The sequence below is a fragment of the Cellulophaga sp. BC115SP genome (assembly GCF_009905545.1).
Taxonomy (GTDB): Bacteria; Bacteroidota; Bacteroidia; order Cytophagales; family Spirosomataceae; genus Flectobacillus; species Flectobacillus rivi.
In genome coordinates this window covers 191,045-203,677 of the sequence record NZ_JAAALB010000006.1, presented here as the reverse complement: position 1 = coordinate 203,677, position 12,633 = coordinate 191,045, and the positions used below count along the sequence as shown (strand labels likewise).

Annotated in this window: 12 protein-coding genes; 8 read left to right on the top strand and 4 right to left on the bottom strand. The window is 37.0% G+C overall.

Translation table 11 applies throughout. The features are described 5' to 3' along the window. Positions 1-444: 444 nt before the first annotated feature. Both GVN22_RS07295 and GVN22_RS07290 read right to left on the bottom strand, forming a co-directional pair. A complete protein-coding gene (locus tag GVN22_RS07295; protein ID WP_166550380.1) occupies positions 445-1,698 on the bottom strand; it encodes a lipopolysaccharide assembly protein LapB in 1,254 nt (417 codons plus the stop codon). 210 nt (positions 1,699-1,908) lie between these two features. After that, entirely contained in the window at positions 1,909-2,712 is an 804-nt protein-coding gene (locus tag GVN22_RS07290; protein ID WP_166550379.1) for a M48 family metalloprotease, read from the bottom strand. A gap of 445 nt (positions 2,713-3,157) precedes the next feature. Between GVN22_RS07290 and GVN22_RS07285 the strand changes: the two genes are divergently transcribed. From GVN22_RS07285 to GVN22_RS07250, 8 genes are all read left to right on the top strand, one after another. After that, positions 3,158-4,048, top strand: coding sequence for an outer membrane protein assembly factor BamD (locus GVN22_RS07285; protein ID WP_166550378.1), 891 nt, complete (start codon positions 3,158-3,160; stop codon positions 4,046-4,048). A gap of 74 nt (positions 4,049-4,122) precedes the next feature. After that, positions 4,123-4,446, top strand: a complete 324-nt coding sequence (locus GVN22_RS07280) for a DNA-directed RNA polymerase subunit omega (RefSeq protein WP_095161579.1) — start codon at positions 4,123-4,125, stop codon at positions 4,444-4,446. A 133-nt stretch (positions 4,447-4,579) separates the two neighbouring features. Beyond that, positions 4,580-5,782, top strand: a complete 1,203-nt coding sequence (coaBC, locus tag GVN22_RS07275; RefSeq protein ID WP_166550377.1) for a bifunctional phosphopantothenoylcysteine decarboxylase/phosphopantothenate--cysteine ligase CoaBC — start codon at positions 4,580-4,582, stop codon at positions 5,780-5,782. A 35-nt stretch (positions 5,783-5,817) separates the two neighbouring features. Next, the gene (locus GVN22_RS07270; protein ID WP_166550376.1) at positions 5,818-6,732 is read left to right on the top strand and encodes a DUF4835 family protein; all 915 of its coding nucleotides are present in this window, start codon (positions 5,818-5,820) and stop codon (positions 6,730-6,732) included. 118 nt (positions 6,733-6,850) lie between these two features. Next, the gene (locus tag GVN22_RS07265; RefSeq protein ID WP_166550375.1) at positions 6,851-7,969 is read left to right on the top strand and encodes a glycoside hydrolase family 130 protein; all 1,119 of its coding nucleotides are present in this window, start codon (positions 6,851-6,853) and stop codon (positions 7,967-7,969) included. 420 nt (positions 7,970-8,389) lie between these two features. Further along, complete coding sequence (locus GVN22_RS07260) at positions 8,390-8,935, top strand: YceI family protein (protein WP_166550374.1); 546 nt, start codon at positions 8,390-8,392, stop codon at positions 8,933-8,935. Between the two features lie 170 nt (positions 8,936-9,105). Beyond that, complete coding sequence (locus tag GVN22_RS07255; RefSeq protein WP_166550373.1) at positions 9,106-9,597, top strand: DinB family protein; 492 nt, start codon at positions 9,106-9,108, stop codon at positions 9,595-9,597. A 57-nt stretch (positions 9,598-9,654) separates the two neighbouring features. Then, positions 9,655-10,341, top strand: a complete 687-nt coding sequence (locus GVN22_RS07250; RefSeq protein ID WP_166550372.1) for an NRDE family protein — start codon at positions 9,655-9,657, stop codon at positions 10,339-10,341. 218 nt (positions 10,342-10,559) lie between these two features. On the opposite strand, the gene GVN22_RS07245 is transcribed toward GVN22_RS07250, so the two are convergent. Together GVN22_RS07245 and GVN22_RS07240 are read right to left on the bottom strand one after the other, a co-directional pair. Then, a complete protein-coding gene (locus tag GVN22_RS07245) occupies positions 10,560-11,588 on the bottom strand; it encodes a hypothetical protein (protein ID WP_205690809.1) in 1,029 nt (342 codons plus the stop codon). A 294-nt stretch (positions 11,589-11,882) separates the two neighbouring features. Next, positions 11,883-12,506, bottom strand: a complete 624-nt coding sequence (locus GVN22_RS07240) for a LysE family translocator (protein WP_166550371.1) — start codon at positions 12,504-12,506, stop codon at positions 11,883-11,885. Positions 12,507-12,633: the final 127 nt, after the last annotated feature.

Genomic DNA, 12,633 nt, shown 5'->3' with positions numbered 1-12,633 from the left:
GTACATATAAGAGAATAGGCACAAAGGCACAAAGTGATTAAGGGTAAATTTTGAAAACACGGTAAAGTAAGTGAGCAAAATTAGATTTAAGTTATGTGTTTAGGCACTAGACAAAGAGTGTTAAAATGTTTTTAGTAACCACAGAAATACTTTTTCCAAAAGCCCACGGCAGAAAGCTGATACCTGAAAGCCTTAAGCAATAGGTAAGCACAATTTAACACTCTTTGCCTGTTGCCTAAAACCTATTTCTAATTCTACAACTCACTAATTACTCAAATACGTGTCCTTTTTACACAATCTCAAATATAAAAGTAATTTATTGGATTAAATCTATTTTAAATAGGATACTATGATAAAAGTAAAAAGGGAGAAACATTATTTTATGTGTCTTTACATGGGTTTTGACCAAGAAAAAAGGCTACTGGAAACAGTAGCCTTCAAAATCTAAATTTCTTCATCCTTAATGACTCCTAAATTAATGAGCCAGAGATAAGCCACAAAAAGATATTCGTAGTAGGTAATAAAATTGCTGACCTTATGTAGGCTCGTAACTAGTATGATATTAAAAGCGCCCATTAACATCAACAAGCCCGTAATAGACAAAGGAAGCCATTTTCTGTTTTTGAGAAAACCCATCGAGTAACATTGAGAAAGTGGGATGATAATCGTAAAACAAAACAATAAACCTATCCAGCCTACAGTTGCTCCTGTAGCAAAATAATAAACGGTCGAAGCTATTCCGCCAACTAATCCTATTCCTACGATTTCAGAAGCCCTTTTTTCAGTAGGAGATAAGGCCAAATTCCCGAATTTATTCAATCTTAAAAATAAATTTCCGAGCGGTTCTATAATCCAACTCACATAAAATACCACAACTACTAATAGATAAATAGGCAATATCCATGGATATTGGTCACTCAAATCGCCAAGATAGTTGGCGCCCATCATCAATCCAATGATAATGGCTAACTGTACCAGTCCATTGTGTTTGGATAAGAAAAAGCTAAAAGCCAGAAACTGACGATAAATCCAGTTTTGAGACTTGATACTTTCTATCATTCCATGACGGGCAAATTTCATGTTTGGATCAAGGCGTAAGGCTTCTGCAAAATGAGTTTTGGCTTGTTCTACTTCCTGATTTTGTAACAAGGCCCAACCAATATTGGCATGACTAAAAGCGTCATTGGGATTATTGTATAGAGTTTCTTCCATACTGTCTTGTAACAACTCGGTATGTCCTAATTGATTGAGACAAATGGTTTGATAGTTGAGGCAAGCATTATTGTCTGGTTCTAATTCAAGCCCCTTATGAACATACTTGAGTGCTTCGTTCCAAGATTTTCTTTGTATAAAAATCGCAGACAATACTGCCCAAAATTCGGCAACAAAAGGATTTAATTGGATGGCTTGACGAATGTAGTCTTCGGCTACAGCAAGCTGGTCTTTTTGTAAAGCCATCGTTGCCTTCAAGTAAACGCCAAGTGCTGATTTGGGATGATAGTGACAAATTTCGTCGGTAAAAAAATTAGCAGAAGTATAATCTGATAAAGCTAAATAACAGAGAACCAATTCTGCCAGAACAAATTCGTGGGTTGGTTCCAAATCTAGCGCTTTGGTTAATTCAGCTATAGCCTCCTGTGGCTTATTGGAAGTACGCAGTCGAACGCCTTGTTCCAGATAATGCTCGGCAGTATTCATTGCAAATAGTGTGTCTGATGGTTTATGGTAAATATAGGACGGTGTAAAAGGAAGTATTGAACTTTCTCACAAATCCACTTTTTACTTTATATAAAACTAAAGTTGATAGAAAATTAGTACAGAAATAGGAAAACAAATTGGTGTTCTGTAGGCTGTCAGCTTACAGAACTATACTTTTCTCTACAAGGCTATTGTACCTTTATGACTCTTTTACCACTCCAACTTTCCTGTCTTTTTATATTGCTCTAAGGCTTTTTTGATTTCTTGAATTCTATGGTCAGGGTCGGGGTGACTACTTTGGAACTCCGATGGGCGATTGGGTCCTGCGGCTTGTTTCAGCACTTCCATCACATCTACCATTTGCATCGGATCATAGCCAGCTTCGAGCATATATTTTACGCCGAATTTATCTGCTTCAAGTTCGTCGCTACGACCGTATTTGAGGGTAATCATTTTGCCAACATACTGAGCAATAGCAGCCGAATTATTGTGACTATAAGGGTCGGAGGTAGCCGTCACTGCCGCCGAAAGTAATCCACTAGTAAGTTCGTCTTTAGCCATTTGTTGTGCCGAATGGCGACCAATCACATGGCCTACCTCATGTCCCAATACGCCTGCTAATTGGTCTTCAGTTGTGAGTTTTTTCAACAAACCGTAGGTAATAAAAATCTGACCTCCTGGCAAAGCAAAAGCGTTGATGGTATTAGGGTCGGCCAAAAGATAGAAGTTAAATTGATAAGGAGATTTTGAGGCTTCGGAGTTGTTGACCACCTTGCTCCCAACTGTTTTGACCAAATCTTGAAGTTTTTGATTTTGATATAAGCCACCAAACTCAGCAGCCATTTGTGGTGCCGATTGCAAGCCCATCGCAATTTCCTGCTGTGGAGTCATGGTTACGGCTTGTCTTTTACCTGTTACAGGATTGACTTGCATTTTTGAGAAGTACGAAAAAATCGAAACTACGGCTAGTATCAAACCAACCAATAATCTTGAGCGGAGGTTACCTAGATTCATGTTTATGAAGATTTTTTAAGAGGCAATAACCATCAAGCTAAAGTGCTAAATAGGGTTTTGGGATACTCTTTGTGCAATAGCTAAATGATAAAATTTATATGTTTTTGCTGGCTAAAAGTAATAGCGTAATGTAATTGCTGGAAAATTAAGAAACTCTCCACTGCTTTCAAAATAATGACGAATCCTTTGGACAAAGTAACATTTTTTGTCTTCTTAAATCTAGAAGCTGTTAAATAATGTTAAATCTTTATACGCTATGCTTGAAATAGTCGTTGAAATACAGAAATTTGAGTTTAGGCTATGGTATAAGCTTACAACTTGATTTGTGCTGGAGTAATATTCCACACAAAAACACTTTAAAGTCTGTAAATACCTACTCATTACAAGTAAATTGCCTAAGAACTTAACTTTCAAACTCAAAACTTTTTTGTAAATTTGCATTCTTATGCGAAAACATTTTTTATTATTCATATTTTTTGCCTTCATCTTAGCCTCATGTGGTAAATTCGAGAAAATCAGAAAACTTACTGATGAAAAGAAAAAATACGCAGCGGCTATCGAATATTACAAAAAAGGCGAGTACGACAAAGCTGGAATTTTGTTTGAAGAAATTCTTCCTTCCTTGACTGGTACCGACCAGCAGGAATTGGTGACTTTCTATCAAGCCTATTGTGATTATCACACAGGTAACTTTGAGATGGCAAACTTCCGTTTCAAACGTTTTGCCGAAACCTTTGCTCGTAGTGAGTATGTAGAAGAAGCGGTTTATATGTCAGCCTATGCGTTGTTCAAAAACTCTCCCTCTTACAACCTCGACCAAAGTGGTACATTGTCTGCTATCAATGAGCTTCAGAGCTTTATCAATAACAACCCAGATAGTAAGTTTCGTACCGAAGCATCAGATTTGATTAAGGATTTGCGTAAAAAATTAGAGCGTAAAGCTTACGAAAAAGCGAAATTGTATCACAAAACATCGCCTTTCAATATAGCATCCTTGAAATCGTCGGTAATTGAAATTGCTAACTTTCAAAAAGATTATCCAGATTCAGAGTTTAGCGAAGAGTTATATTATCTAAAAGTAGTATCGCAATATGACTTGGCAGTGAGTACTATCGAAACCAAGCAGTTGGAACGCTATAAAGATGTGGTGAAGTTTTATCAGGAATTGATAGATAAATACCCTGAAAGTAGCTATCTGAAAAAAGCAGAAAAGCTTTACGATATTAGCATGAAAGCTTCAGATCGTTTGGCAAAACTAGAAGAAGAATACAGAAAGGCACGCGAAAAAGAGAAATCAAATACTACGAAAGTAGGCGCAGCCGAAAACCAAAAATAATTTTTGAACCCTTTATGGGGAACGAGAGTTAATATATTGTTCAATTCAGTCAGAATTAAAATAGCATCAATAATATGGCAACCAATCCATCAATCATCACTAGAGATGTAGATAAACTTGCAATTAAAGCAGGTGGTAACACTTATGAGGCAGTAGCAATTATCTCAAAACGTGCTAGACAAATTGCCCTCAAAACTAAAGAAGAATTGAACGCTAAATTAGCGGACTTTGCTTCTTCAGTAGACAACTTGGAAGAGATTTTCGAAAACCGTGAGCAAATCGAAATTTCTAAGTTTTATGAAAGATTGCCAAAGCCTACATCTTTAGCTATCGACGAGTTTACAGAAGACAAATTTACTTTCCGTCTTCCTGGTCAAACTAGCCAAACTGAAGAATAAGATTGACAACAACGACTTTGTAGTCTTGTTTCAATAACAATATTTTTCTTAAAAGGGTCAGATGTATTGCATCTGACCCTTTTATTTTGTTGTAAATTGCTTTCGAAAACAACAATTCTCTAAAGAATCTCAAATGATACTCAATAATAAAAAAATCCTTTTGGGGGTTTCGGGTAGTATTGCGGCTTATAAAATCGCTTTTTTGACTAGACTTTTGGTAAAAGAAGGAGCAGAGGTAAAAATTGTGATGACACAGGCAGCCAAAGAATTTATTACACCTTTGACCCTAGCAACACTTTCAAAAAATCCAGTTGTTTCAGAGTTTGTCAAAGACTCGACTGGCACATGGAATAATCACGTGGATTTGGGCTTGTGGGCCGACGTAATGCTGATTGCGCCTGCTACAGCACATACTTTATCAAAATGTGCCAATGGTATTTGTGACGATTTATTGACTGCTGTTTATCTATCAGCTAAATGTCCCGTGTATTTTGCACCTGCCATGGACTTAGACATGTATCAGCATCCAAGTACTTTACACAATCTCGAAAAACTCCAAGAATATGGCAATACCATCGTTCAGGCAGGTTTTGGAGAGTTGGCTTCTGGGCTTGTAGGTGAAGGGCGTATGGCAGAGCCTGAGCAATTGGTTGAGAATTTGAAGAAATTTTTTGCGTATCAACCAAGTTTGGCACAAAAAAAGGTATTAATTACCGCAGGGCCAACACAGGAAGATATTGACCCCGTTCGATATATTAGTAATCACTCTACAGGTAAAATGGGCTATGCTATTGCCAATCAGTTTGCTAAAGCTGGAGCAGAGGTGATTTTGGTGAGTGGCCCTACTAATCAGCCATTGCCAGATACTCATATTCATTTGGTCAAAGTACGCTCAGCTCAACAGATGTTTGAGGCTACTCAAACCCATTTTTATGATGCTGATATTGTTGTCTTGGCAGCCGCAGTTGCAGATTATACACCTGCAACTGTAGCAGATAAAAAAATAAAAAAGAAAGAAGCTTCGTTTAATATTGAATTGACTAAAACTGTAGACATAGCCAAAACACTAGGTGCTGAAAAGCAAGAGCATCAAATTTTGGTTGGTTTCGCCCTAGAAACCGATAATGAGATGGAAAATGCTATCGGAAAGCTCAAGTCTAAGAATTTGGATATGATTGTGTTAAATTCTTTACAAAATAAAGGAGCAGGTTTTGGTCATGATACCAACCAAGTAACCATTATTACCAAAGATGGGACTTTGCATGAATTTAGTCTCAAAAGCAAAACGGATGTTGCCTCCGATATAGTGAATGCAATTCAGCAATTGAGTTTGTAGATATCATTTTTACCGTATAAACTAATAACGTATTTATGAAATCATTACTAAAAATGGTACTGATAGGATTTTGGGGGATGCTGGGTGTACACACTACGCAAGCCCAAGAGTTGAGCTGTACAGTGTCTATTAATACCGACCAGATTCAGGTCAATGAGCAACGTGGTGCTACACAGATATACAACGAGATTCAATCGGTAATACAGGAATTTATGAATAACCGTCGTTGGACAAATGATAATTTCTTGCCTGAAGAAAAGATTAAATGTTCGCTCAATATCATTATTACACGTGCAAGTGCAAGCGGTGATTATGAGGCCAATGCTCGCTTTCAGGTAATACGTCCTGTGTATGGTACAACCTACGAAACCGTAATCCTAAATTATGTAGATAAAAGCTTTAATTTTAAGTACTTATCTGGCACGCCATTGTATTACAATGACAACAACTATACCGATAATTTGACGCATCTTTTAGCTTTTTATTCGTACGTAGCATTGACCTTTGATTATGATACTTTTAGTAAATTTGGAGGAGATAAATATGCACAAAAGCTACTCAATGTTGTAAACCTTGCACAAAATGCAGGCGGCTCGTGGGCTCCTTCTACCGATGTAAGAAGTCGCTATTTTTTAGCAGAAAATTTACTAAATCAGCAATTACTGCCTATTCGTGAAGGATACTATAATTATCATCGTTTGGCTTTGGATAATTTTGGATCAAACCCCGTTGAGGCTCGAAAACAAATAACAACATACCTTAACTCAATCAAGCAGGTAAATGCCAATAAGCCAGGGCAATTACTTAGTCGATTGATTTTTGAAGCCAAGTCGCCAGAGCTGATAAATCTTTATAGCGAAGCGCCAAGTGAAGAACGCAAAAAAGTAAGTGCTCTTTTGTCTTCTTTGGATCCCATTAATTCAGACCAATACCGTAAGCTAACCAAATAAGCCTATTTCTGGAATCTGGAAAATATCATAAGCCTGCCCTGTAGGGGTGGGCTTATTGTTTTATAGGGTCATTGTTGTAAATTTCGAGTCAAATTCAATTCCTCAAATCCCCTTTTCTATGAAAAATAATATAAGTTTGGCATCGCTTGCCCTCTTGGTTGGCGTAGGTTTAAGTAGTTTTAATGCGCCTCTTTCTCTTTCTGACGTTGCCAATTGGCAATTTTCACCATTTACCAAAGTCGATGCAGTGAACCCTGTATTGACACCTTCCAACAAACAAGTTTTTACTTGTCCTATTCTCAAAAAAGAGGTCAAATGGGAAGAAAAAGATGTATTTAACCCTGCGGCTGTGGTGCGCGATGGCAAGGTATATTTGGTATATCGTGCCGAAGATAAAATCGGCAAATTTGCAGGAACTTCTCGTTTAGGATTAGCTATTTCTTCAGATGGTTTACATTTCAAAAAAGAAGCAAAACCTATTTTTTACCCTGAAAATGATGCCCAAAAATCTCTCGAATGGGAGGGAGGTTGCGAGGATCCTCGTATTGTGGAAAGTGCTCAAGGACAATATATCATGACTTATACTTCGTACGACGGAAAAACTGCCAGATTGATGTTGGCTACCTCGAAGGATTTGCGCAAATGGACCAAGCATGGATTGGTATTCAAGGCTCCAAAACATCATAATACTTGGTCGAAATCAGGAGCAATTGTAGTTGACAAGGTAGGCGACAAAATGATTGCTAAGAAAATCAATGGTAAATATTGGATGTATTGGGGCGATACTGACTTGTTTATGGCAACGTCAACAGACTTACTCAATTGGATGCCAGTCGAAGATGCGAAAGGGCAATTGGTGTCTGTGTTAAAACCAAGAAAAGGATATTTTGATAGCAAATTGGTAGAACCAGGACCTTATGCTTTGTTTACTACAAAAGGTATTGTTCTACTTTATAATAGCGCCAACAATGGTCAAACTGGCGATAAATCTTTGCCAGATATGACTTATAGCGCAGGTCAGGCGTTATTTGATGCAAGTAATCCAGCTGTATTGAAAGACCGTTCTAAAAAATACTTTATGACACCAAACAAGCCTTATGAAATGACAGGTCAGGTGAATAACGTATGTTTTGTAGAAGGAATGGTATCTTTCAAAAATCAATGGTTTTTGTACTATGGTACCGCCGATTCAAAAATTGCAGTAGCTACAAGCCAAGGAATTCCGTCTTTACATTGAGTGAATTGAGATTGAGAGAATGCACATCATTTATTTCGGATTTCTGATATTGGATTTCGGAAGCATAGCCTACTTTTTGACTAATAGGTAAAAAGTAGTTATTGGTTAATAGTCTGATTACAGGACAAAATTGAAGTCTCTAGTTCAAAACTTCGTCTTGGACTTACTTTTTTTAGACAGTTTTAAACTGTATTAATAAATTTAAGTGACCAAGTCCGCCCCTTTCTCATTTTGTCCAGTAATCAGATTAATAGTATACTGTTGTTCAATCACTCAACCACTCAATTCATTTGAAAATGAGAAAAATTCCCCAATCAAATATCCCAAATCCACCCTCAGAAAACTCCTTCCTGTTCTACTCGCATACAATTCTCGTTATTCTTCATTAACTTGTAGTGTATTTTAAGCCCATTCACGACTATGATTTCTTCCAAGATTCGTTTGCTCGTTTATTTTATCATTTTATGGATTAGTATAGGCACAAGTTATTCGCAAGTCTGGCATCCTGTGAGCTCAAATATTACCTTCAAAATCAAGATGCTCGGAGCGGAAGTAATCGGGAAAATGTCAGGTTTTCAAGGTGCCATCCATTTTGACCCCGAACATTTGGCACAATCATCTATCTATGGATCGGTAGAAGCAAATACTATAGATACTGATAATAGTTTAAGAAACAGGCATTTGAAAGAAAAAGAAGGTTTTTTTGAAGTAGTTAAGTACCCGACTATTAGTATGAAGTCACTCAAAATAGAAGCTAATGGAGAGAGTTTTGTAGGTACTTTTGCTTTGACGATGAAAGGAATTACTAAAAATATCCGACTTCCATTTTCTTTTATCAATGAAGGAGAAAACGCTATCTTTAAAGGCTCAACCATCATCAACCGTAGAGATTGGGAAGTAGGTGGCGGAACACTAGGAATGAGCGACAATGTAGATATTTCGATAGTATTGAATGTGAAAAAGTAAAGAGTATTAGGGGCAAAGGCAACGGGTACAAAGGCACAAAGTGTTTAATTAAGTAGGAGATAAGTATTATTTTACAAAATACACTTTGTGCCTGTTGCCTTATTACCTTATCCCTTTTTAAAGATAAATTGATTAATTAGACGACCTAGAGGGTCACTGAACTATTAAAAATGTTACCACAAACAAACGTAGAAGTTCTTACGCAACTTACTGACTTGCTTGGTCAGATGAGTGATGAACAGTATAAAAAACCTCTCAAACAACTTCACGATAACTCTATTGGGCAACATGTGCGTCATATTGTGGAGTTTTATCAGTGCTTACTCAAAGGCTATATTTCTGGAACGGTTAACTACGATAACCGAGAAAGAAAAGTCCAAATCGAGACGGATAGATACTTTACCTTACAGGTGCTTGGGGCTATTATTGGTAAACTTACTTTTTGGGAAGAAGACAAAATGCTCATGCTAGCAACAAGCTATGATGGAGAGGAACTTTTGGAGATTCCGACGAGTTTTAATCGTGAGTTGGTATATCTTATCGAGCATACCATTCATCATTTAGCCATTATCAAAATCGGATTGAATGAGGCTTTCCCAACGATCGAAATTCCCGAAAACTTTGGCGTTGCCTATTCAACTATTCGTTTTAAAGAAAAATAAGTTTCAGAGGCTTAGGGGCTATTGAATTGCCCATCGCCTAAAGCTACTATTACAACCATGTGCGTTTTGACATTTGTGCCGAAAGGGGAACAAAATTTTATTCTGACTAACAACCGTGACGAGGCAACTGCCCGTCCGAAAGCTATACCACCACAAGCCTATCAAATCGGCAATACAAGCGTTTTTATGCCTAAAGATGCTCTTGCAGGTGGTACGTGGATTGCTACTTCCGACAATTTTACTTTATGTTTATTGAATGGGGCATTCGAAAACCATATTCACCAACCTCCTTATCGACAAAGCAGAGGGACGATTATTCCTGCTTTTTTCGAAAAACAAAATCTATCTTCCTTTATAAAAGAATTCCTTTTTGAGGGTATCGAAAACTTTACTTTGATTGTGATAGAACATCAAAAAGAGCTTTTTCTCACCGAAATCAGATGGGATGGTCATCAATTATTTGTTACAGAAAAAGATGCCCAGAAGTCTCATATCTGGTCGTCGGCAACGCTGTATAATGCCCAAATTCGTCATGAAAGAGAACATTGGTTTGAGCAATTATTAAATCAATATCCAATAGGAATAAGTCCAGAGATACTATTAGATTTTCATCAAAATGGAGGTAATGGCGATATTCAAAATGATATGCGAATGAACCGCAATAATACACTGATGACCCAATGTATTATGCAAGTGGTAAAAGATGCCAACGAAGTACAATATCAATATATAGATTTTCTGTAATTACTTTTCTCTCAAGTAAAAAGAAGTTATCAGTTAACAGTATATCAGTTATCGGAACAAGTTCATAATCAAAAGGATACGGTCATTATGTGTCACAGATATATTATTAATTTTTCCTGTTATTTACGCAGATTTATACGATAATTTTGGGGAGTGATTATAAGAAAAATCACTCATTCACTCAATCTCAATTCACTCAATATATAACGCCCAACTCATCACTTCCTGAAGTGTTCTTTGATAACTTTCCATAAAACTTTGGTTGGAACGGGCTTGATTCCTAGCTTTTGTTGCTGAATAGAAATATTTGCAATAATGCGCCAGTGATAAGCCAAATCTTTGTAAGCTTTCAGAAGCTTGTATTCGGGGTCGTAAATATGCCCAGGCTCGGCACTTACCCCGTTAAGCTCCATCACTCGGATATACTGCCCTTTGTACAAATCCTGAATCGAGCGTACACGCATATCAAATCTGCCGTAATGAAAACCCTCGATAGGCTTGGCAATTTTATTAAAAACCTCATGCAGTTGTACATTGATTAATTCATTGCCATTTAGAAATTTAGTGCCTCTACAATGATTTCCGATGGGTTCTAGCAAAATTCGTTCATGACGCTGTGGAATTTTATAAAAATCCATTCCCAATCGCTTTTTCATAGTTTCCAACTGAAAACGTGCGCGAGTACTTTGTTGCATCAAAGTTTCGATGCTTGATTCACCATCGCCAATAACCGATAGAAATTCTTTTTTTACGACCGAAGTCACATAGCCCCGTTCCTCGTTTGGCATACGATAATACAATACGCCTAACTCAATATCATAGCTGACATATTCCTGAATAATAAAGTCGATAGGATGGCCGTCAAAATAGTTTTTGAGCGCTTTTTCATCTACAATTTTTTCTACCTCTGTACCTCTTTCTCCCACATTTGGCTTACAAATAAGCGGATATTCTAACATTTTGATTTGCTCTAATACAAAGTCAAAAGAACATCCTTTGGTGATAAAAATCGTTTGAGGAAGATACTGCGCAGGGATTTGCTTTAGAATATCTATTTTGGATTCCCCAAAAAAACCACCATAATCAATGCACGGGTCAGCATTGGTAAAAAAGGTCAATGATTTTGTTCGAAAAGCCTGATAAAGCCAATAGGGGATGAGTGGTATATAAAAAGCCCACCATGTCCAATATTCGTAAGTAAAGATTTTGATGAGCCATAATGGCCATTGTATTTTTTTATGAGTCATTTTTTTATGAGTGAACAGTTACAGAGGCACAAAGGCACAGAGTGTTTTTTTTAGTGAACAGTTACTAAGGCACAGAGTGTGTTTAGTTTTTTGTAAAGTGAACAGTTACAGAGGCACAGAGGCACAAAGTGTGTTTAGTTTTTTGTAAAGTGAACAGTTACTCAGGCACAGAGGCGCAAAGTGTTTTAGTTTTTTGTAGTGAATAGTTACAAAGGGTAAAGGTGTAATGTATTGATAGTTAGGATTTTATTTTCATGATTAGCAATTCATTACTCACAATTCACCATTCACCATTCACAGCTCACTCAATAACTTCCCACCTTGTGCGATAGCCATAATGATAAAAATATATGCCATCCATTTCTGAACGGTTTCTTGTTGAATTTTAGCAAAAATTTGGTCTTTGTATTTCAAGGCTAGTTGACTGTAAAAATAGTTTAACAGAAAAGCTCCGACAGATGCCCCAACAGCAAAAGCAATTTTATGTGGATAAGTCTGTACTTTTAGCCATGAAAACGTTTGATAATTAATCAATACAATCATCCAAAACGGCAATAATTGTGGATTGAAAATAGATAGCATTAAGCCTTTCCAAAAATGTGCTTTTGAGGGCGTTTTTCCCAAATCTTCCGCATGTGTTTGAGGTTTACTTACCCATGTAAAATAGGCTAATATCAATAACAAAGGAACTACTCCCCATTGCAAATAGGTCAGTAACCACGGATAATACTGAAAAATCACTAATCCTTCTGCCGCCAATAAACTGTAAACAAACTCAGGAATGCATCCACCTACATTCATTTTTAACGCACCTTTGGGATTATCATTCAGACTTAATTGTACCACCGACATATTGAGCGGTCCGGGCTGAAGCGAACCCATAAAGCTAATAATCATGGTACAGAGAAAGATGAGCATGTTTTATTGAGTGATTTAGTGAATGGTGATTTAGTGATTTGTGAATATTTTTTTATTTGTAGGCACGCAATGCCTTGTTTATCAAACCAAGGATGTAAATGGAATATATTTACAATTTACTCAATCC

Excerpts from the sequence above, each read along its gene's own strand:
- GVN22_RS07295 (WP_166550380.1), bottom strand. The coding sequence starts at position 1,698 with ATGAATACTGCCGAGCATTATCTGGAACAAGGCGTTCGACTGCGTACT.
- GVN22_RS07290 (WP_166550379.1), bottom strand. The coding sequence starts at position 2,712 with ATGAATCTAGGTAACCTCCGCTCAAGATTATTGGTTGGTTTGATACTA.
- GVN22_RS07285 (WP_166550378.1), top strand. The coding sequence starts at position 3,158 with ATGCGAAAACATTTTTTATTATTCATATTTTTTGCCTTCATCTTAGCC.
- GVN22_RS07280 (WP_095161579.1), top strand. The coding sequence starts at position 4,123 with ATGGCAACCAATCCATCAATCATCACTAGAGATGTAGATAAACTTGCA.
- coaBC (WP_166550377.1), top strand. The coding sequence starts at position 4,580 with ATGATACTCAATAATAAAAAAATCCTTTTGGGGGTTTCGGGTAGTATT.
- GVN22_RS07270 (WP_166550376.1), top strand. The coding sequence starts at position 5,818 with ATGAAATCATTACTAAAAATGGTACTGATAGGATTTTGGGGGATGCTG.
- GVN22_RS07265 (WP_166550375.1), top strand. The coding sequence starts at position 6,851 with ATGAAAAATAATATAAGTTTGGCATCGCTTGCCCTCTTGGTTGGCGTA.
- GVN22_RS07260 (WP_166550374.1), top strand. The coding sequence starts at position 8,390 with ATGATTTCTTCCAAGATTCGTTTGCTCGTTTATTTTATCATTTTATGG.
- GVN22_RS07255 (WP_166550373.1), top strand. The coding sequence starts at position 9,106 with ATGTTACCACAAACAAACGTAGAAGTTCTTACGCAACTTACTGACTTG.
- GVN22_RS07250 (WP_166550372.1), top strand. The coding sequence starts at position 9,655 with ATGTGCGTTTTGACATTTGTGCCGAAAGGGGAACAAAATTTTATTCTG.
- GVN22_RS07245 (WP_205690809.1), bottom strand. The coding sequence starts at position 11,588 with ATGACTCATAAAAAAATACAATGGCCATTATGGCTCATCAAAATCTTT.
- GVN22_RS07240 (WP_166550371.1), bottom strand. The coding sequence starts at position 12,506 with ATGCTCATCTTTCTCTGTACCATGATTATTAGCTTTATGGGTTCGCTT.